Origin of the sequence: Marinobacterium lutimaris (assembly GCF_900108065.1) — a bacterium.
GTDB classification, from domain to species: Bacteria; Pseudomonadota; Gammaproteobacteria; order Pseudomonadales; family Balneatricaceae; genus Marinobacterium_D; species Marinobacterium_D lutimaris.
Window position 1 is genome coordinate 465,065 of sequence record NZ_FNVQ01000003.1, and the last position, 18,621, is coordinate 483,685.

Sequence of the window (18,621 nt, forward strand, 5' to 3'; positions counted from 1 at the left end):
CTCAGACCTAAAAACAGACCTAAAAAATCGGACCTTACAAAACCGCCTTTGGATAAGACCCAAGGCGTTTCAGCTCGACCGAACCGGACTCCAGTTCCTTGAGCAACTCAGCAACCCCTGCACTCTCCTCGTGACCTTCGAAGTCAACGTAGAACAGCATATCCCAGGCCGACTGGGGCGCCGCGCGGCTTTCCACCCGGGTCAGGCTGATATTGCGCTTACGGAACGGCTCCAGCAGTTCATAGAGAGCTCCGGGGCGGTCATGAGCCATCAACAGGATGGAGGTCTTGTCCTGCCCGCTGGCACTCACGGCCTGACGCCCAACCACCAGATAACGGGTCAGACTGTCCGGCTGATCTTCGATGTTTGCCTGGGCCACCTCGAGGTTGAACAGGTCTGCTGAGATATCACCACCGATCGCCGCGGCGGTGCTGGACTCGGCGGCCAAACGCGCCGCCTCTGCGTTGGATTCAACCTCAACGCACTTCACATCCGCACAACGGGCCTCTATCCAGTGACGGCACTGGTTAATGGCAAAGGGGTGCGCATAAATGACATCCAGCCGGTCGATCTCTGATGGCTGCGCCATCAGCAGGTGCTGATGAGTGCGCAGCTCCACTTCACCACAGATATTCAGGTTAAAGCGGCTGAAAAGATCGAGGGCGTGGTTGACCACGCCATCTTCAGCATTCTCGATCGGCACGACGCCAAAATCCGCGTGACCGGCTTCCACATCGCGGAACACCGATTCGAGACTTCCCAGCGCATTGCAACGCACCGAATGACCGAAGTGCTTCAACGCCGCCTGCTGGGTGAAGTTGGCCTCGGGGCCAAGGAACACCACATCCAGCGGCTGCTCCAGCGCCAGACAGACCGACATCACCTCACGAAAAAGGCGCGCTACTTCCTGATCCGGCAGCGGCCCCTCGTTACGTGACATCACCTTGCGCAGCACCTGAGCTTCACGCTCAGGGCGGTAGAACACCGCCGCTTCGGTACCGCCCTTGGTCTTGATCTCGGCTACGGTCTGGGCGCAACGGGCACGCTCATTAAGCAAGCGATGGATCTCGCGGTCGATCTCATCGATACGATCGCGCACCTTACTCAACGCCTGTTCCTGTTCCCGCTGCTCCTGTTGTAGTTTGCTATCGCTCATCGTTTCTCCGCGGAACGAACCGCACTCCCCTTAACCCGCAGTTCGTTCAAATTCGCGCATAAAGGCGATCAGCGCATCAACCGACTCTTCGGGTACGGCGTTGTAGATGCTGGCACGCATACCGCCGACAGAACGGTGACCTTTCAGATTGAGCAGACCGCTAGCTTGCGCCTCCTGCAGGAAACGTCCATCCAGAGCACTGTCGGCCAGGGTAAAAGGTACGTTCATCAGTGAGCGGTTGACCGGGTCGATCGGGTTGGCAAAGAAGTCGGAAGCGTCAATTGCAGCATAAAGTTTCTCGGCCTTGCGCTGGTTGCGCACCGCCATCGCCTCAACACCGCCCTGCGCCTTGAGCCACTTGAACACCAGACCTGTCATGTACCAGGCAAAGGTCGGCGGCGTGTTGTTCATGGAGTCAGCATCGGCGTGTACCTTGTAGTCGAACATGGTCGGCGTACCCGCCAGGGTGTTGCCAAGCAGATCATCACGCACGATAACCACGGTCAGGCCCGCAGGACCGATATTTTTCTGCGCGCCAGCGTAAATCAGGCCGTAACGGCTGACATCAATCGGGCGTGCAAGAATATCGGACGACATGTCCGCCACCAGCGGCACGGAGCCAGTATCGGGGATGTAATCGAACTCAACACCGCCGATGGTTTCGTTGGTGGTGTAGTGCACGTAGGCCGCTTCCGGGTTCAGAGTCAGCTCGGCCTGCGTCGGCACACGGGTATAACCCTGAGCCTCGGTACTGCCCGCCTGCGCGATGCTGGCGTAGCGCGCAGCTTCCTGGATCGCCTTGCGCGACCAGACGCCGGTATTGATATAGTCGGCGCTGCTACGGCCACGCAGCAGGTTCATCGGCACCATGCCGAACTGACTGGTGGCGCCGCCCTGCAGGAACAGCACTTTGTAGTTGGCCGGAATCGACAGCAGATCGCGAAGATCCTGTTCCGCTGTTTCCGCAACCTCAACAAAGGCTTTATCCCGGTGGCTCATCTCCATTACGGAGAGGCCGCGCCCCTGCCAGTCGAGCATCTCGCTCTGGGCCTGCTCAAGTACTTCGAGGGGTAGTGCGGCCGGGCCGGCACTGAAGTTATGTTTACGTGTCATGCTCTGTATCAACTCCAGAAATAGAAGCAGCAACGGGGCCCTTAGGCCCCGCTTTTATCACTCTTCGGGCGTACTTTCTTCGCCACTGTCGGCGTCCGTATCAACGCCTTCCGTGTCTGTACTCTCAACATCCGTACTTTCAGCGTCTGAGCTATCAGCGCCTGCTGCGGCCGTCGCTTCCTCGTCGAGTTCCTCTTCATCGGGCTCTTCGATACGGGCGATGCCTGAGAGTTTCTCCTCATCGCCAAGACGGATCAGCATCACACCCTGGGTGTTACGGCCCAACACCGAGATCTCCTCGGAGCGGGTACGTACCAGCGTGCCACGATCACTGATCAGCATCACGTCATCGCCTTCCATCATCTGCACTGCACCGGCCAGATCGCCGTTACGCTCGGTGCACTGCATGGCGATAACGCCCTGACCACCGCGGCCGCGCAGCGGGAAGTCTTCAACGGCGGTCTGCTTACCGTAACCCTTCACGGATGCGGTCAGTACTCGACCACCCTCACGCGGGATGATCAGCGAGATGACCTTGGTGCTGTCGTCCATTTTCACGCCACGGACACCACGGGCGGTACGACCCATGGAACGCACATCCGCCTCGTTGAAACGGATCGCCTTGCCGGCGCTGGTGATCAGCATGATGTCATCATGTCCGCTGGTGATAGAGGCGCCGATCAGACGGTCGCCATCGAGGATATCCAGCGCGATCAGACCGGTGCTGCGCGGACGAGAGAAAGCCTCCAGCGGAGTCTTCTTCACCGTACCCTGGGCGGTGGCCATAAAGATGAAGCGCTCGGAGTCGAACTCTTTCACCGGCAGAATAGTGCTGATCCATTCGCCTTCGGCCAGCGGCAGGATGTTGACCACCGGACGACCACGAGAGGTGCGGCTCGCGGGCGGGATCTCGTAAACCTTGCGCCAGTAAACCTTGCCGTGGTTGGTAAAGCAGAGAATGGTGTCGTGGGTGTTGGCGATCAGCAGGTGCTCGATGAAGTCTTCATCCTTCATCGCAGTTGCCGATTTACCCTTTCCGCCGCGGCGCTGGGCCTGGTAAGCGGTCAGCGGCTGAGTCTTGGCGTAACCACCATGGGAGATGGTGACCACCATATCCTCTTCGGTGATCAGGTCAGCCACAGTGAGGTCCTGCATGGAAGCCTGGATCTCGGTGCGGCGCTCGTCGGCGTATTCGGCAACGATCGCTTCGAGCTCTTCACGGATCACTTCCATCAGGCGCTCGTAGGAACCCAGGATCTCCAGCAGCTCAGCGATCTTCTCGATCAGCTCGCGGTATTCACCCAGCAGCTTTTCATGCTCAAGCCCGGTCAGACGGTGCAGTCGCAGGTCCAGAATCGCCTGGGCCTGAACCGGTGACAGGTGGTAGTTGCCGTCATGCATACCAAACTGCGGTTCAAGATCGTCCGGACGGCAGGCATCTTCGCCGGCACGCTCGAGCATATCGAGCACGGAGCCCGGCGCCCAGGGCGTTGCGATCAACTTCTCTTTAGCTTCCGCCGGAGTCGGCGAGGCCTTGATCAGTTCAATAACCGGATCGATATTGGCCAGCGCCACCGCGAGACCTTCCAGCACATGGCCACGCTCACGCGCCTTGCGCAGTTCGTAAACGGTACGACGGGTCACCACTTCGCGGCGGTGACGGACGAAGCATTCCAGCGTGCCTTTCAGATCGAGGATCTTCGGCTGGCCATCAACCAACGCAACCATATTGATGCCGAACACGCTCTGCAGCGCGGTCTGGGCAAACAAGTTGTTGATGATCACTTCCGGCACTTCACCGCGGCGCAGCTCGATCACTATGCGCATACCGTCCTTGTCGGACTCATCGCGCAGCTCACTGATACCCTCGAGCTTCTTCTCTTTAACCAGCTCGGCGATCTTTTCGATCAGACGCGCCTTGTTGAGCTGGTAAGGGATCTCGGTGATGACCAGCATCGGCCGGCCATTCTTCGGGTGTTCTTCCACATGATGCTTGGCACGCACGTAGATACGACCGCGACCGGTACGGTATGCCTGCAGGATGCCGGCACGACCGTTGATGATACCGCCGGTGGGGAAATCAGGGCCCGGGATAAATTCCATCAACTCATCGATGGTCAGCTCCGGGTTGTTGATCAGTTCGATACAACCACGCACCACCTCGCCCAGGTTGTGGGGCGGGATATTGGTCGCCATACCAACGGCGATACCGGCAGAACCGTTCACCAGCAGGTTCGGCACGCGGGTCGGCAGTACAGCGGGGATCAGCTCGGTGCCGTCGTAGTTGTCAACGTAATCGACGGTTTCCTTATCCAGGTCAGCAAGCAACTCATGAGAGATCTTTGCCATGCGGATCTCGGTATAACGCATCGCTGCCGCCGAGTCGCCATCCACCGAACCGAAGTTACCCTGGCCATCGACCAGCATGTAGCGCATGGAAAAGTCCTGCGCCATACGCACGATGGTGTCATAAACGGCACTGTCGCCATGCGGGTGATACTTACCGATCACATCACCGACCACACGGGCGGATTTCTTGTACGGCTTGTTCCAGTCGTTGTTCAACTCGTTCATGGCGAAGAGCACGCGGCGGTGCACCGGCTTGAGGCCGTCACGCACATCGGGCAGTGCCCGGCCAACGATGACGCTCATCGCGTAGTCGAGATAAGACTGTTTCAGCTCATCTTCGATATTGACTGGCAGAACTTCTTTGGCTAAATCACCCATTCGCTCAGCTTTCCTTGGTTCGTAAGGCTTACAGCTGGAAATTCGCTGTAATTTTTAACCGCGCGAGTATATCACATTGATAAACCTTTAACTCCCACCCTCCAGGCTCAAATCTCAATTGAGCGACCGACAGCAATCCTGCTCCCTAGTGAATTTTCCGCCCCGCCACAGCGATGCTAGAATGCCGGCTTTGCGCATCCTACAGCCCGTCGGGAACCGCCCGTCGAGAACAGAGTTGAGAACACGCCCATGACCGAAAAACAGGCACAGAATATCGATCCGGCGGAAATCGCCAAGTTCGAGGAACTGGCCAGCCGCTGGTGGGACAGAGACAGTGAGTTCAAACCACTTCATGACATCAATCCGCTGCGCGTCGGCTTTATAGACCGTATCGCACCGCTGGCCGGCAAACGTGTTCTCGATGTGGGCTGCGGCGGCGGCATCCTCTCTGAGTCCATGGCCAAACGCGGCGCCGACGTAACCGGCATCGATATGGGTGAGGCGCCACTGAAGGTCGCCAAGCTGCACGGCCTCGAAAGCGGCGTCCAGGTGCGGTACCGCCAGATCACGGTTGAGGAGCTTGCGGCAGAAGAACCTGAGTCCTTCGATGTGGTGACCTGCATGGAGATGCTGGAACACGTCCCGGATCCGGGCTCGATCATCGCGGCCTGCGCAAGACTGGCCAAGCCGGGTGCAAAGCTGTTTTTCTCCACGCTGAACCGCAACCCGAAAAGCTACCTGTTTGCGATCCTCGGCGCGGAACGAGTGCTAAAACTGGTGCCAAACGGCACTCATGACTTCAAAAAATTCATCCAGCCCGCCGAGCTCGGCGAATGGATCAGAAACAGCAAACTCTCTATCCGTGAGATGTCCGGCCTGGTGTATAACCCGCTAACGCGTACTTACCGCCTCGACAGCCAGGATGTCAGCGTCAACTATATGATCGCCACCCAGAAGGACGAGAGTTGATGCCAGGCTATCGGGCGGTGCTCTTCGACCTGGACGGCACCCTGCTCGACAGCGCGCTCGACTTCTACTGGGTGATAGACAAAATGCTGGCAGATCGAAACCTGCCAGCAGTGGACCGAGCCTCATTTCGCCAGTACGTTTCCGACGGCGCCCGCGCCATGATCTGTAACGCCTTCTCACTCAAGACTCACGCCCCGGAAACAGAACCGCTGCTCACGGAGTTCCTCAATCTTTACCAGCAGAACCTTATGATCGAGGCACAACTGTTTACCGGCCTCGACACCACGCTCAACCAACTGGAGCAGCACGGCATTCCCTGGGGCATAGTCACCAACAAGCCCGAACGCTTCTGTCACACCATTATCGAAAAACTGGGCTTCAGCGACCGCTGCGCAACACTGGTCTGTCCGGAACACGTCAAGCAGCGCAAACCCGACCCGGAGTCCTTGCTGCTGGCCTGCCAACAGGTACAGTGCGAGCCCAGCGAGGCGCTATATCTGGGCGATCACCAGCGCGACATAGAAGCAGGCCGACGCGCCGGCATGACCACCGTGGCCTGCAGCTGGGGATATCTGCACTCCAGCGATGATCCCGCCAGCTGGGGCGCCGACCATATAATCGCTGATACGCGCGAGCTTGGCGCGCTGCTAAACTGAGGCTATCAGCGCAGGACGAATCTGAATTCTCGCAGGCTTTTTAAGGAAGTAGTTGACGATGTTTACTTACGATGCACCCCAGGATCTCTTAAGCGGCCGGATCATACTCGTCACCGGTGCCGGCGACGGCATCGGCAAGGCAGCTGCCCACGCTTACGCCGCCCACGGAGCCACGGTGATACTGCTCGGCCGCACCCTGGAAAAACTGGAGCAGGTCTATGACGAGCTGGAAGCCGAGGGTTATCCACAACCCGCCATCGTACCGATGAATCTGGAAACCGCCGCTGAGCACGACTACATCGAACTGACCAACCAGCTGGAGGAAACCTTCGGCCGCCTGGACGGAATCCTCCATAACGCCAGCATCCTCGGCGTACGGACCTCGCTTGAAAGCTACGATCCCATCATCTGGCAGCAGGTGATGCAGGTAAACGTTAACGCCCCCTTCCTGCTGACGCAGACACTGATGCCACTGCTGCGCCGCTCAGACGATGCCAGCGTAATCTTCACCTCATCCGGCGTTGGCCGCAAAGGTCGGGCGCACTGGGGCGCCTACGCGGTCTCCAAGTTCGCCACAGAGGGCATGGCCCAGGTAATGGCGGACGAGCTGGAAAACATCTCTTCTGTCCGCGTTAACTGCATCAACCCAGGCGCTACACGCACCGCCATGCGCGCATACGCCTATCCGGCCGAAGCTCCTGAGACTAACCCGACTCCCGAACAGATCATGCCGGTCTACCTCTACCTGATGGGTAGCGACAGCAGCAAGGTGAACGGCCAGTCTCTTGACGCTCAAGGCGACGGCGCCGCCTGAACCACACACGTTAAACACACACAAAAAAGCGCCGCCTGGCTAAGCTATTGGCTAAGTCAGGCGGCGCTTTTTTATTTCAGGAGCTTTTATTTCAGGAAAAAATCTTAGCGCTTCTTACCAACACGACGCCCCACAGAACGAGCCTTGGTCTTGTGAGCACGCTGTTCAACCACTTTGGCTTCCGTGCTCTGACGGGGACGCTGACGCGTATAGCGACGCTTCTCCTCAACCTGCTCTTCGCGACTTCTTACCTGGCCCTTTACTCGATCCAGGCCAAGCTCATCACGCAGCACGTTGATCTCCTTGCTGCCAAGCTCGCGCCAGGTACCCACTTTAACATCGCTGGGCAGGAATACGGGACCGAAGCGCACACGCTTCAAACGGTTGACCTGCAACCCCTGAGATTCCCACAGACGACGAACCTCACGGTTACGCCCTTCCATGACCACGCAGTGGTACCACTTATTGGCGCCCTCACCATCGAAGTAACGCACATCGCTGAAATTCGCCATGCCATCTTCAAGCAGAACCCCCTTCTTAAGGAGCTCGAGCGTCTGCTCATTTACATCGCCCAGCACGCGCACCGCATATTCGCGGTCGATGTTAGCCGACGGATGCATCATGCGATTCGCCAGCTCGCCATCGGTGGTAAATATCAACAGACCAGTGGTGTTTATATCCAGGCGCCCGATAACAATCCAACGCCCTACTTTCAACGGCGGCAGGTTATCGAAAACAGTTGTCCGACCTTCCGGGTCGTGACGGGTACAAACCTCACCAACAGGTTTGTTATAAATGAGAACTCGGCAAGGACTGTCCGATGAATATACGAGGGATACAGGACGTCCATCGACAGATACCTGATCACCATCTTTTACACGATCACCCAGTTGCGCGGTTTCACCGTTAACCGCAACCCGTCCTTCGCTAATATAACGCTCCATCTCACGACGTGAGCCCAAACCGGAGCGCGCCAAAACCTTTTGCAGCTTTTCGTCTTGCATTCTGACGTCGCCTCAAACTAAAAAAGCTCTTCAGTCTGCAACCGAAGAGCTTTGCATTTCATCGTTATATATTGGGATCAGCTTACGGTCGGCAGCTGATCTTTGCTGATGCCGTTATCTTTCATGTAATCAGCAAAGACAACCGGGGTACGACCGCGGCCAGACCAGAAATGCTCTTCGCCATCGACCTTGATCACGTATTTGGCTTTTACGCTCTTACGCGGAGAAGAGTCTACCTGCTCGGCCAGCTCTTCCAGAGCAACACCGGATTCCATCATCTGCTTGCGAATCGCTTCGATAGCAGCAACTTTGGCTGCTTCAGCCTCAGCCTGAGCTGCTTCTTCAGCGCGACGCTCTTCCAGAATATCGGTCAGGTCAGACATAACCTTTTCGATTTCTGCAACGCCAAGTTCCTGAACCTGTTTGCGGAGAGAGTTTTTCCGGGTAAGTGTCTTGATGAAATCTGTCATTTTAATCTCTTCAACTGTTCGTTTTTAAACATACTGGCAATTATCGTTAATAAACGATTATTTGCAAGAATTCGAGATTAAATTTTCGGTGAATATTTCTGCCATTTTAATACGCATCAAAAACCGAGCTATCTCCTGCCCCCTGACGCGTCACTTCCGGCAATTCGTTTAACAGGCTGATCACCGTGGTCGCTTCCATTCCGCAGTACCCACCATCGATAACCAAATCGACCTGATTCTGAAGAATGTCGCGAATTTCGTATGGATCTGTCAGCGGAATATCGTCGCCAGGTAAAATCAGCGTGGTGCTCATTATCGGCTCACCCAGAGCATCGGCAAGCGCTAATGCTATGGGGTTGTCCGGTATACGGATACCAATTGTGCGCCTTTTAGGGTGCAGCAAACGCCTAGGAACCTCACTCGTCGCATTGAGTATAAAAGTATACTGGCCCGGCGTGTGGGCTTTAATCGCGCGAAACGCCTGATTATCAACCTTGGCATAGGTCGCCAGCTCAGACAGGTCGCCACACACCAGAGTAAAGTTATGCTTATCATCCAACTGGCGGATACGTTTAATACGATCAACCGCCTTTTTGTCCCCCAGGTGGCAACCAAGGGCGTAGGCCGAATCCGTTGGATAAACTACTACACCACCGGACTTTATTATCTCCGCTGCCTGCTCGATCAACCTTGGCTGCGGATTTACCGGGTGAATCTGAAAAAACTGGCTCACAGCAGACTCCTGTACACTGCTCATACTTCAGACAGCGGCGAACCTGACGCATCCGGCGCCGCAGTCACTGAAAAACCTTTTGGTGACACATAACTCAGCAGATGCCGCTCACCCTCAAATGAAGGAAAACGACCCAGCGCCGTCCAGCGCTGCTTTGGCGAATGGAAATCGCTACCGGCGGAGATAACCAGTGACTTACGCTGCGCCAGGTTGAGCAGATCTCTGAGGTGATTGGGCGTCACCCCGGGATAACTCACCTCCAGACCATCGCCTCCGGCCGCAACCAGATTATCCATCAGCGCACGCAGGCGGGTAAACGTCAGCTTATATTTGGTCGGATGAGCCACCAGCGCGTAACCGCCTGCTGATTTAACCAGCTGCACCGCCTCCTCCAGCGAAGGCCACTCAGCTTTAACATCACCCGCCTTGCCCGAACCAAGCCAGAGATCGAACGCCTGCTGCGCCGTGCTGACCATCCCCCGCTCCAACATGGCCTGCGCAAAATGAGGACGACCAATCTGGCCAGCACCTGCGTTTTTCTGTGCATCGGGCAGAAGATCGGGCAAGCCCTTTTTCTCCAGCTTAGCGGCTATCTTTTCCGCGCGCTCATCACGCAGCCGTCTCAACCTATCCATATAGTCGACACATTGCGACGCTTCTACATTTATACCTATACCCAGCAGGTGAATTACCCGCCGCTGCCATAAACAGGTCAGCTCAACACCGGGATAAAACTCCATATCCCCATAAGCAGCCGCTGCTTTTTGGGCCTCCGGCAGGCCATCCAGAGTGTCATGATCCGTTAATGCAAACTGGCGCACCCCCGCATTATAAGCAGCTTCTACCAGCGCAGCGGGCGAAAGAGCTCCGTCAGAAGCGGTACTGTGTGTGTGCAGATCGTATGTGGATGGTTTCACTCTAATCTGGGGGCCTTTATACTAGGAGGTTAAACAGATAGCTGTGGACACTATGAAAATTTTACTCGATTTCCTGCCTGTTATCGTCTTTTTTGTCGTTTACAAGATGACAGGGGACATCATACTCGCCACTGCGGTGCTGATCCCGGCTACCCTCGCACAGATGGCATATACCTGGTTTAAACAGCACCGTATCGAAAAAATGCAGCTTGTCACCCTGGTGCTGGTTGTAATGCTCGGCGGCGCCACCATCATTTTTCACGACAAGGCGTTTATCCAGTGGAAGCCCACAATCGTTAACTGGTTATTCGGCGCGGCTTTCCTTGGCAGCCATTTTATTGGTAACAAAACCGTCGTTCAGCGACTGATGGAAAACAGTATCGAGCTCGCGCAGCAGACCTGGCGCCGCCTCAATATGGGCTGGGTAATGTTTTTTACCGCTATGGGTGTTATTAATCTGATTGTAGCGTATCGCTTCAGCGAAGAAGCCTGGGTCAACTTTAAGTTGTTCGGAATGCTCGGCTTAACGCTTCTATTTATACTGGCGCAGGGGGTTTACATCTCCCGACACATGCCACAACAGCCTAACGAAGACTAACTTTTTCGGGTCACATTCATGTATTACGCTATTGTAGCCGAGGATAACGAGAACACATTGAACAAACGCCTGGAAACCCGGTCGGACCATCTAGCCCGGCTGGAAAGGCTTAAGGAACAGGGCAAACTCCTGGTTGCAGGCCCCTGCCCAGCGACGGATAGCGAGGATCCGGGTCCCGCCGGCTTTACCGGCAGCCTGATTATCGCGGAGTTCGATTCACTGGAGGAAGCCAAGGCCTGGGCTGACGCTGATCCGTATATCGCCGCCGGCGTATACAAAGATGTAAGCGTCAAACCGTTCAAAAAAGTTCTGCCTTGATGCAAAACTGTTAAAATAAGGACGAAAAAGGTATTTACCAGGATTAAGGAAAATTCAATACTAATGGTCTATACGTTGTAGACAAATCGATGAAGACTGTCACAAGGATATGATGATGATGAAGAAATTTGCGATTGCGGCGGGCCTGACTTTGGCGATGGGGGCATCACTGGCCCAGGCTCACGAAGAAAACGCTGGTTACGTTACCAACAGCGCTGACACCATCTGGCGTAACAGCTTTGGTGACTGCTGGCACAACTCATCCTGGACTGAAGATAAAGCAGTCGTAGGATGTGACGGTAAAGTCGCTATGGCAGAAGAAGCACCGGCTCCGGTTGCTCCTGTTGTTGCCATGGTTGATGACACCAAGAAATTTGCTCTGTACTTCGACTTCGACAGCACCGAAGTTGGCGATACCTCCAACATCGTTAACTACATCGGTACCCTGTCCAGCCTGAAAGAAGTAAACCTGGTTGGTCACGCTGACCCGATCGGCGCTAGCGCTTACAACGAACAGCTGTCCAAGCGTCGTGCTGAAGCTGTTGCCGCTGAACTGGCTGAAGCTGGTGTAGATTCCAGCACCATGAGCATCGGCTTCCTGGGTGAGTCTGCTCCGGTTGCTAACTGCACAGGCCGTGGCGCTGAACTGATCGCTTGCCTGCGTCCGGACCGTCGTGTAGACGTTGAAATCCTGGGCACCAAGCGCGTAGAACAGTAATCTCTACGACAGCCTTACCGAAAAAGCCGGCATATGCCGGCTTTTTTTGTGCCTGTTGAAAATGGATCAACGAGCCTTGCAGGCGACCACCAGAGCTTGAATCGGCGCCGTGCCGAACCTCTCAAGCCGCCTCTAACGACACCACGACCCAGCCCTCGCCCCACAGGATAAGACACAAAAAAGGGCGACCAACCTGGCCGCCCTTTTCATCCATTCAGAGGTTCAGAGCCACTTAGCCCAAACGCACCCGCGCGTTGCGGAACATACGCATCCAGGCACCATCTTCCTGCCACTCATCCGGCGCCCAGGAGTTCTGGATTGCACGGAATACGCGCTCAGGGTGAGGCATCATGATAGTTACGCGGCCATCTGGAGTGGTCAGGCCACTGATACCGTTGGGTGAGCCGTTCGGGTTGAACGGATAACGGGTGGTAAGCTCGCCACGGTTATCGACGTAACGCAGCGCCACTGCACCGGAGTTCTCCATCGCCGCCAGGTGCTCCGCATTGCGGAATTCGGCGCGTCCTTCACCGTGCGCAACAGCAATCGGCATACGTGAACCAGCCATACCTTCGAAGAACACGGACGGTGAAGACTGAACTTCAACCATGGCAACGCGCGCCTCAAACTGCTCCGACTGGTTACGCACAAAGTGCGGCCACTGCTCGGCACCAGGGATCAGCTCATTCAGGTTGGAGAGCATCTGACAGCCGTTACAGACACCCAAAGCAATGGTGTCTTCACGCTGGAAGAAGTCTGAGAACTGCTCACGGGCACGGGCGTTAAACAGAATAGACTTCGCCCAACCCTCGCCGGCACCGAGAACGTCACCGTAGGAGAAACCGCCACAGGCGACCAGCCCCTTAAACTCATCCAGGGTGATCTTACCGCCCAGGATATCACTCATATGCACATCGACAGCGGCAAAGCCTGCACGATCGAAGGCAGCAGCCATCTCGATCTGGCCGTTAACGCCCTGCTCACGCAGCACCGCCACTTTCGGGCGAGCCCCGGTAGCGATAAACGGTGCCGCGATGTTTTCGTTGATATCGAATGTCAGCTCAGCATTCAGACCCGGATCTTCGCTATCGAGCAGCGCGTCAAATTCCTGCTGTGCGCAGGCGGAGTTATCACGCAGCGCCTGCATGCGGTAAGAGGTTTCCGCCCACCAGCGGTGCAGCTCGATACGACTGGCGGAGAACACTTCCTCTTCATCGAAGAAGATGTTCAGCTGATCATCCGGGTTCAGCGTACCGATCACCTTGGCCGCATCGCCGAGGCCTGCGGCATTCAGTTCGGTCAGAACCTTTTCAGTATCTTCACGACGTACCTGAACCACGGCACCCAGCTCTTCAGCAAACAGAGCCGCAACCAGCTCGTCGCTGGAGGAGGCCAGCAGATCCAGGCTCAGGTCTACACCGGTATGGCCGGCGAAAGCCATCTCGGCAACGGTAGCGAGCAGACCACCATCGGCGCGGTCGTGGTAAGCCAGCAGCAAGCCCTGCTTGTTAAGCTCCTGCACCGCGGCAAAGAAGGTCGCCAGCTGGTCGGCATCATCCACATCCGGAACATCACGACCTACTTCGTTATACACCTGCGCCAGGGCGGAGAGACCGAGACGGTTCTGGCCGTTACCCAGATCCAGCAACAGCAGATCGGTTTCGCCCTTATCGGCGCGCAGCTGCGGTGTCAGCACAGCACGGGCATCGGTCACCGGCGCAAAGCCGGAGATAATCAGTGACATCGGCGCAGTAACGCTCTTCTGCTCGTCACCGTCCTGCCAGACGGTACGCATGGACATGGAGTCCTTGCCCACCGGAATGGTGATACCCAGCTGCGGGCAAAGCTCCATACCCACCGCCTTCACGGTGTCATACAGCTTTTCATCTTCACCCGGGTGACCGGCGGCACACATCCAGTTGGCAGACAGCTTGATATCGGCGATATCGCTGATCGGAGCACCCGCCAGGTTGGTCAGGGTTTCACCGATCGCCATACGGCCGGAGGCCGGCGCGTCAATCAGAGCCAGCGGCGTGCGCTCGCCCATCGCCATCGCCTCACCGGCATAGGTTTCGTAACCGATGGTGGTAACGGCGCAGTCAGCTACCGGCACCTGCCAGGGTCCAACCATCTGATCGCGAGCCACCTGACCGGTGATGGAGCGGTCGCCAATAGTAATAAGGAAGGACTTGGAAGCGACTGCCGGCAGCTTAAGTACGCGCTCAATGGCATCACCCATATCCAGCTTGGCCGCATCGAACTCAGGCACTTCGTAAGCGATGCGCTGAACACTGCGGTGCATCTTCGGCGGCTTGCCGAACAGCACGCTCATCGGCAGATCCACCGGCTTGTTCTCAAAGTGAGTATCGCCGAGGGTCAGATGATGCTCTTCGGTGGCTTCACCGACGACCGCGTACGGGCAGCGCTCACGCTCACAGATCGCTTCGAAGCGCGCCAGATCTTCCGGCTTAACCGCCAGCACGTAACGCTCCTGAGCTTCGTTACACCAGATCTCCAGCGGAGACATGCCGGGCTCATCGTTATTCACGTTGCGCAGGTTGAAGTTACCGCCGCGGCCGCCGTCTTTAACCAGCTCCGGGAAGGCGTTGGAGAGACCACCGGCACCCACGTCATGAATAAAGGCTACAGGGTTAACATCACCCAGCTGCCAGCAGGCATCGATCACTTCCTGGCAGCGGCGTTCCAGTTCCGGGTTGCCACGCTGAACGGAAGCAAAGTCCAGATCGGCGGAAGAGCTACCGGAAGACATGGAGGAAGCCGCACCGCCGCCGAGGCCGATCAGCATCGCCGGGCCACCCAGGCAGATCAGCTTGGCGCCAACGGTAATCTCACCCTTTTCAACATGCTCGCCACGGATGTTACCCATACCGCCGGCGATCATGATCGGCTTGTGGTAACCGCGCACCTCATCACCGGCAGCACCGTTAACCTGCTGTTCGAAGGTACGGAAATAACCCACCAGGTTAGGACGACCAAATTCGTTGTTGAACGCCGCACCACCGATCGGACCTTCCAGCATGATATCCAGCGGAGACACGATACGCTCAGGCTTGCCGTAGCCGGACTCCCAGGGCTGTTCGAAGCCGGGGATATTCAGGTCAGACACGGTAAAACCGGTCAGACCAGCCTTCGGCTTGGCACCACGGCCGGTAGCACCCTCGTCACGGATCTCGCCGCCGGAGCCGGTGGCCGCACCGGAGAACGGAGCGATCGCTGTCGGGTGGTTGTGGGTTTCAACCTTCATCAGGATGTGGATATCTTCTTCCGAGTAACCGTACTCGTGGCTTTCCGGATTCGGGAAGAAGCGCGCCGCGTGATGACCCACCATCACCGCCGCATTATCCTTGTATGCAGACAGTACGTTTTCGCCACCCTGGTTGTAGGTGTTGCGGATCATACCGAACAGCGAGTGCTCCTGGGCTTCGCCATCGATATCCCAGGACGCATTGAAAATCTTGTGACGGCAGTGCTCGGAGTTCGCCTGAGCGAACATCATCAACTCAACGTCGTTAGGATTACGGCCCAGCTCGGTGAAGCTCTGCACCAGGTAATCGATCTCATCCTCGGCCAGCGCCAGGCCCAGCTCGCTATTGGCGCTTACCAGCGCATCTCGACCACCGCCGAGCACATCGACGCTGGACATCGGACGCGGCTGCTCGTGACGGAAGAGTGCAGAGGCTGCATCCACAGCGTCCATCACCACTTCGACCATGCGGTCATGGATCAGCGCGATGACGGTTTCGCGATCTTCAGCGCTTAGAGGCTGATTGCTCTGCACGTAGTATGCTACGCCACGCTCCAGACGCAGCACCTTTCCCAGACCGCAGTTATGTGCGATATCGGTGGCCTTGCTGGACCAGGGAGAGATGGTGCCGGGACGGGGAACTACCAGGTAGAGATCACCTTTTGGTTCTTCAGTACTGGCGTTAGGACCGTAACGCAGGATACGATCAAGCACCTGCTGCTCCTGCGTGTCGAGATCTGCAGACAGATCGGCGAAATGAAGAAATTCAGCATAAACGCCGGTGACTGAGTTCAGCTTATCACTGAGTGATGACAGCAGTTTCTCATGACGAAAAGCTGAAAGAGCGGGTGCTCCACGCAGTACGAGCATGTTAGTTTCGAGCCTCTTGCTAGACCTGTCAGGGCAGGCGGTGACAGCGGATAAGTAGGCCCGAATTTTACCTGATCGGGGACAGGGTAACCAGAAGAGCAGTTAGATGTTTGCACTCCGCCAGAAACCTCACTTCCGCGCGATGATCTACTTCTGGGGTTTGACCGTCATCGGCATCATGCTGGTGGTGATCAGCGTCAACACACCCACCCAGCTGGAAGCGATAAAACAGAAAGGCGTTTTGCGTGTAGCCACCCGTAACACGCCGATGACCTACTACATCGACAAGGGCCGCCCCGCTGGCTTTGAGTACGAACTCGCCCGCGCCTTTGCCGATCATCTCGGCGTGCGCATGGAGCTGATCTTACCCCCCACCTTCGCCGACCTGTTCACAACAATGCGAGAGCGCAATGCGCATATCGCCGCCTCGAACCTGAGCGTCACCGAACAGCGTGAAAAGCAGTTCGATTTCGGCCCACCCTATCGCAAGAGCGCGCCCACAATCATCTACCGTGTGCGCCAGGGCCAGCCGCAGCCACAAAGCATTGCCGACCTCTACGGCAAAAAGATTCTTGTGCTGGAAGACTCATCCCAGGCGGAGCTCCTGTCTCGCTTGAAGCTGGAATACCCCGAGCTGGAGTGGGACACCTCCGAGGACGATGCCGCCACGGAGCTGCTCAACAAGGTGCACGACGAGACCATCGATTTCACCATCATGGATTCCACCGTCTTCGACGCACAGAAGTCCTTTTACCCAGGCCTGGCCAAGGGCTTCGCTCTTGAAGCGCCCCAACCGATCGCCTGGATGCTGCCCAAACACTACGACGGCTCTCTGAAGCAGGCGATTAACGAATTCTTCGCGCTACCGGAAACTCAAAAGCTGATCGACAGGCTCGAGGCGCGTTACTTCTCGCGCCAAAACCAGCTCAACTTTTTCGATACCAGCGAATTCCGCCGCGCGCTGGATGAACGCTATCTTCCGCTGGAGCAATACTTCATGCTGGCCGAGCAAGAAACCGGCATAGACCATCTGCTTCTGGCCGCCATCGCCTACCAGGAATCTCACTGGAAGGCTGACGCCGTCTCCCCCACCGGGGTAAAAGGGATCATGATGCTGACCAACGGCGCCGCCGAAGAAGTTGGCGTTACCGATCGCACAGACCCACACCAAAGCATTCTTGGCGGCGCCGAATACCTGATTAGCGTGCGGGCCAAAATCCCCGACCGCATCCCCGAGCCCGACCATACCTGGTTCGCCCTGGCCGGTTACAACATCGGCTTTGGTCATCTTGAGGACGCACGTATCCTCACCCAGCGTGCCGGCAAGAACCCGGACAACTGGCAGCATGTACGCGAACACCTGCCACTGCTGGCGAACGAAAAATATTACTCAACCCTGAGATACGGCTACGCCCGGGGTTATGAACCCGTCACCTATGTGGCTAATATCCGCAAATATATGGAAGTGCTGCGCTGGGCCGAGCAGGTCTCTCAGGCCAGCCGCAGCCATGGTGCCGCCAGCGGCGAAGCGCCACCGGTAGATAGCATACCGCCCCAGGAAAGAAGCGAAGAAGCGGTATCACCCACCCTGTGAGTGATCTTCTGCGGCTCGTTTAAGCTCGCGTTCGAGCCGCTTCTGCTCACGCCGGCGGGCAAAAAATTCGCTAATACGATCACTGCAGCGCTGAGCCAGCACCCCACCCTGCCAGAGCACGCGATGGTTCAACCAGCTCTGGTCGAAAAAACTGCCCTGACTGCAAACCACACCCGCCTTGGGTTCGGAGGCACCAAACACCACACGGCGAATACGCGCATGGACTATAGCGCCGGCACACATGGAGCACGGCTCAATAGTAACGTAGAGATCTGCACCAACGAGACGATAGTTGCCCACTCGGGACGCGGCATCGCGCAGGGCCAGAATCTCGGCATGAGCCGTAGGATCACAACCGCTGATCGGCTGATTCCAGCCCTCACCGATCACCCTGCCATCCAGCACTACCAAGGCGCCTACAGGCACCTCGTTCAGCTCTGCCGCTCGCTCAGCCAGATCCAGCGCTTTTTCCATCCAGTGCTCATCAGACTCATTCAGAACTCCTTCAGGCAGATCGGTCACGCGCGCCCTCCTGATGACAATCGGTCACAAAAACAACTACCTGCAAACACTTCCCTCCACTAACACAGTCCTCTGATAACCGAGTGCAAAGACTCCGCCGCACCAAACAACCAGAGATATTACATTAAACCTTGCTTTAACCTCGCTGGTACGCTGCTCGCCTCAACATCATCCCTC

At 56.7% G+C, this 18,621-nt stretch carries 16 protein-coding genes; 7 read left to right on the forward strand and 9 right to left on the reverse strand.

Annotated elements, in window-relative coordinates; genetic code table 11:
* Positions 1-34: 34 nt before the first annotated feature.
* The 3 genes from pheA to gyrA are packed head-to-tail and all read right to left on the reverse strand — an operon-like array spanning position 35 to position 4,996.
* On the reverse strand, positions 35-1,156 hold the full coding sequence (gene pheA, locus C4S72_RS16490) for a prephenate dehydratase (protein ID WP_104004255.1): 1,122 nt from the start codon (positions 1,154-1,156) through the stop codon (positions 35-37).
* A 30-nt stretch (positions 1,157-1,186) separates the two neighbouring features.
* Positions 1,187-2,269 (reverse strand): 3-phosphoserine/phosphohydroxythreonine transaminase, encoded by a 1,083-nt coding sequence (serC, locus tag C4S72_RS16495; RefSeq protein WP_104004256.1) that lies wholly within the window; start codon positions 2,267-2,269, stop codon positions 1,187-1,189.
* Positions 2,270-2,326: 57 nt separating this feature from the next.
* The gene (gyrA, locus tag C4S72_RS16500) at positions 2,327-4,996 is read right to left on the reverse strand and encodes a DNA gyrase subunit A (RefSeq protein ID WP_104004257.1); all 2,670 of its coding nucleotides are present in this window, start codon (positions 4,994-4,996) and stop codon (positions 2,327-2,329) included.
* 249 nt (positions 4,997-5,245) lie between these two features.
* Between gyrA and ubiG the strand changes: the two genes are divergently transcribed.
* Genes ubiG through C4S72_RS16515 form a run of 3 tightly spaced genes read left to right on the forward strand, consistent with a single transcriptional unit; the run spans position 5,246 to position 7,435 of the window.
* Entirely contained in the window at positions 5,246-5,965 is a 720-nt protein-coding gene (gene ubiG, locus C4S72_RS16505) for a bifunctional 2-polyprenyl-6-hydroxyphenol methylase/3-demethylubiquinol 3-O-methyltransferase UbiG (protein ID WP_104004258.1), read from the forward strand.
* A complete protein-coding gene (locus C4S72_RS16510; RefSeq protein WP_104004259.1) occupies positions 5,965-6,621 on the forward strand; it encodes an HAD family hydrolase in 657 nt (218 codons plus the stop codon). The genes ubiG and C4S72_RS16510 overlap by 1 nt, the downstream gene beginning before the upstream one ends.
* A gap of 58 nt (positions 6,622-6,679) precedes the next feature.
* Positions 6,680-7,435, forward strand: coding sequence for a YciK family oxidoreductase (locus C4S72_RS16515; RefSeq protein WP_104004260.1), 756 nt, complete (start codon positions 6,680-6,682; stop codon positions 7,433-7,435).
* A gap of 104 nt (positions 7,436-7,539) precedes the next feature.
* Here the strand turns inward: C4S72_RS16515 and rluB are convergent, their stop codons facing one another.
* The 4 genes from rluB to C4S72_RS16535 form a co-directional block, all read right to left on the reverse strand.
* Positions 7,540-8,439: a 23S rRNA pseudouridine(2605) synthase RluB gene (rluB, locus tag C4S72_RS16520; protein WP_104004261.1), complete on the reverse strand. Its 900-nt coding sequence runs from the start codon at positions 8,437-8,439 to the stop codon at positions 7,540-7,542.
* 77 nt (positions 8,440-8,516) lie between these two features.
* Positions 8,517-8,909, reverse strand: a complete 393-nt coding sequence (locus C4S72_RS16525) for an H-NS family histone-like protein (RefSeq protein ID WP_104004262.1) — start codon at positions 8,907-8,909, stop codon at positions 8,517-8,519.
* Positions 8,910-9,015: 106 nt separating this feature from the next.
* Positions 9,016-9,642 carry an L-threonylcarbamoyladenylate synthase gene (locus C4S72_RS16530; protein WP_104004263.1) on the reverse strand — a complete coding sequence of 209 codons (627 nt, stop codon included), beginning with the start codon at positions 9,640-9,642 and terminating at the stop codon, positions 9,016-9,018.
* A 20-nt stretch (positions 9,643-9,662) separates the two neighbouring features.
* Positions 9,663-10,559, reverse strand: a complete 897-nt coding sequence (locus tag C4S72_RS16535; protein ID WP_104004264.1) for a PHP domain-containing protein — start codon at positions 10,557-10,559, stop codon at positions 9,663-9,665.
* 52 nt (positions 10,560-10,611) lie between these two features.
* On the opposite strand from C4S72_RS16535, the gene C4S72_RS16540 reads away from it, so the two are divergent.
* The 3 genes from C4S72_RS16540 to C4S72_RS16550 all read left to right on the forward strand — a co-directional run bounded on the left by C4S72_RS16540 (position 10,612) and on the right by C4S72_RS16550 (position 12,193).
* Positions 10,612-11,157 carry a septation protein A gene (locus C4S72_RS16540; protein WP_104004265.1) on the forward strand — a complete coding sequence of 182 codons (546 nt, stop codon included), beginning with the start codon at positions 10,612-10,614 and terminating at the stop codon, positions 11,155-11,157.
* Between the two features lie 18 nt (positions 11,158-11,175).
* Positions 11,176-11,475, forward strand: a complete 300-nt coding sequence (locus C4S72_RS16545) for a YciI family protein (RefSeq protein ID WP_104004266.1) — start codon at positions 11,176-11,178, stop codon at positions 11,473-11,475.
* 115 nt (positions 11,476-11,590) lie between these two features.
* Positions 11,591-12,193: an OmpA family protein gene (locus C4S72_RS16550; RefSeq protein ID WP_235009169.1), complete on the forward strand. Its 603-nt coding sequence runs from the start codon at positions 11,591-11,593 to the stop codon at positions 12,191-12,193.
* A 232-nt stretch (positions 12,194-12,425) separates the two neighbouring features.
* On the opposite strand, the gene purL is transcribed toward C4S72_RS16550, so the two are convergent.
* The gene (purL, locus tag C4S72_RS16555) at positions 12,426-16,328 is read right to left on the reverse strand and encodes a phosphoribosylformylglycinamidine synthase (protein ID WP_104004267.1); all 3,903 of its coding nucleotides are present in this window, start codon (positions 16,326-16,328) and stop codon (positions 12,426-12,428) included.
* Between the two features lie 106 nt (positions 16,329-16,434).
* On the opposite strand from purL, the gene mltF reads away from it, so the two are divergent.
* Positions 16,435-17,922, forward strand: a complete 1,488-nt coding sequence (gene mltF, locus C4S72_RS16560) for a membrane-bound lytic murein transglycosylase MltF (RefSeq protein WP_104004268.1) — start codon at positions 16,435-16,437, stop codon at positions 17,920-17,922.
* On the opposite strand, the gene tadA is transcribed toward mltF, so the two are convergent.
* Positions 17,908-18,444 (reverse strand): tRNA adenosine(34) deaminase TadA, encoded by a 537-nt coding sequence (gene tadA, locus C4S72_RS16565; protein ID WP_268807709.1) that lies wholly within the window; start codon positions 18,442-18,444, stop codon positions 17,908-17,910. The two genes, mltF and tadA, sit on opposite strands and share 15 nt — an antisense overlap.
* Between the last annotated feature and the right edge of the window lie 177 nt (positions 18,445-18,621).

Bases quoted from the DNA above. Each gene is read 5' to 3' on its own strand.
- pheA (WP_104004255.1), bottom strand. From the start codon at position 1,156: ATGAGCGATAGCAAACTACAACAGGAGCAGCGGGAACAGGAACAGGCG.
- serC (WP_104004256.1), bottom strand. From the start codon at position 2,269: ATGACACGTAAACATAACTTCAGTGCCGGCCCGGCCGCACTACCCCTC.
- gyrA (WP_104004257.1), bottom strand. From the start codon at position 4,996: ATGGGTGATTTAGCCAAAGAAGTTCTGCCAGTCAATATCGAAGATGAG.
- ubiG (WP_104004258.1), top strand. From the start codon at position 5,246: ATGACCGAAAAACAGGCACAGAATATCGATCCGGCGGAAATCGCCAAG.
- C4S72_RS16510 (WP_104004259.1), top strand. From the start codon at position 5,965: ATGCCAGGCTATCGGGCGGTGCTCTTCGACCTGGACGGCACCCTGCTC.
- C4S72_RS16515 (WP_104004260.1), top strand. From the start codon at position 6,680: ATGTTTACTTACGATGCACCCCAGGATCTCTTAAGCGGCCGGATCATA.
- rluB (WP_104004261.1), bottom strand. From the start codon at position 8,439: ATGCAAGACGAAAAGCTGCAAAAGGTTTTGGCGCGCTCCGGTTTGGGC.
- C4S72_RS16525 (WP_104004262.1), bottom strand. From the start codon at position 8,909: ATGACAGATTTCATCAAGACACTTACCCGGAAAAACTCTCTCCGCAAA.
- C4S72_RS16540 (WP_104004265.1), top strand. From the start codon at position 10,612: ATGAAAATTTTACTCGATTTCCTGCCTGTTATCGTCTTTTTTGTCGTT.
- C4S72_RS16545 (WP_104004266.1), top strand. From the start codon at position 11,176: ATGTATTACGCTATTGTAGCCGAGGATAACGAGAACACATTGAACAAA.
- C4S72_RS16550 (WP_235009169.1), top strand. From the start codon at position 11,591: ATGATGAAGAAATTTGCGATTGCGGCGGGCCTGACTTTGGCGATGGGG.
- purL (WP_104004267.1), bottom strand. From the start codon at position 16,328: ATGCTCGTACTGCGTGGAGCACCCGCTCTTTCAGCTTTTCGTCATGAG.
- mltF (WP_104004268.1), top strand. From the start codon at position 16,435: ATGTTTGCACTCCGCCAGAAACCTCACTTCCGCGCGATGATCTACTTC.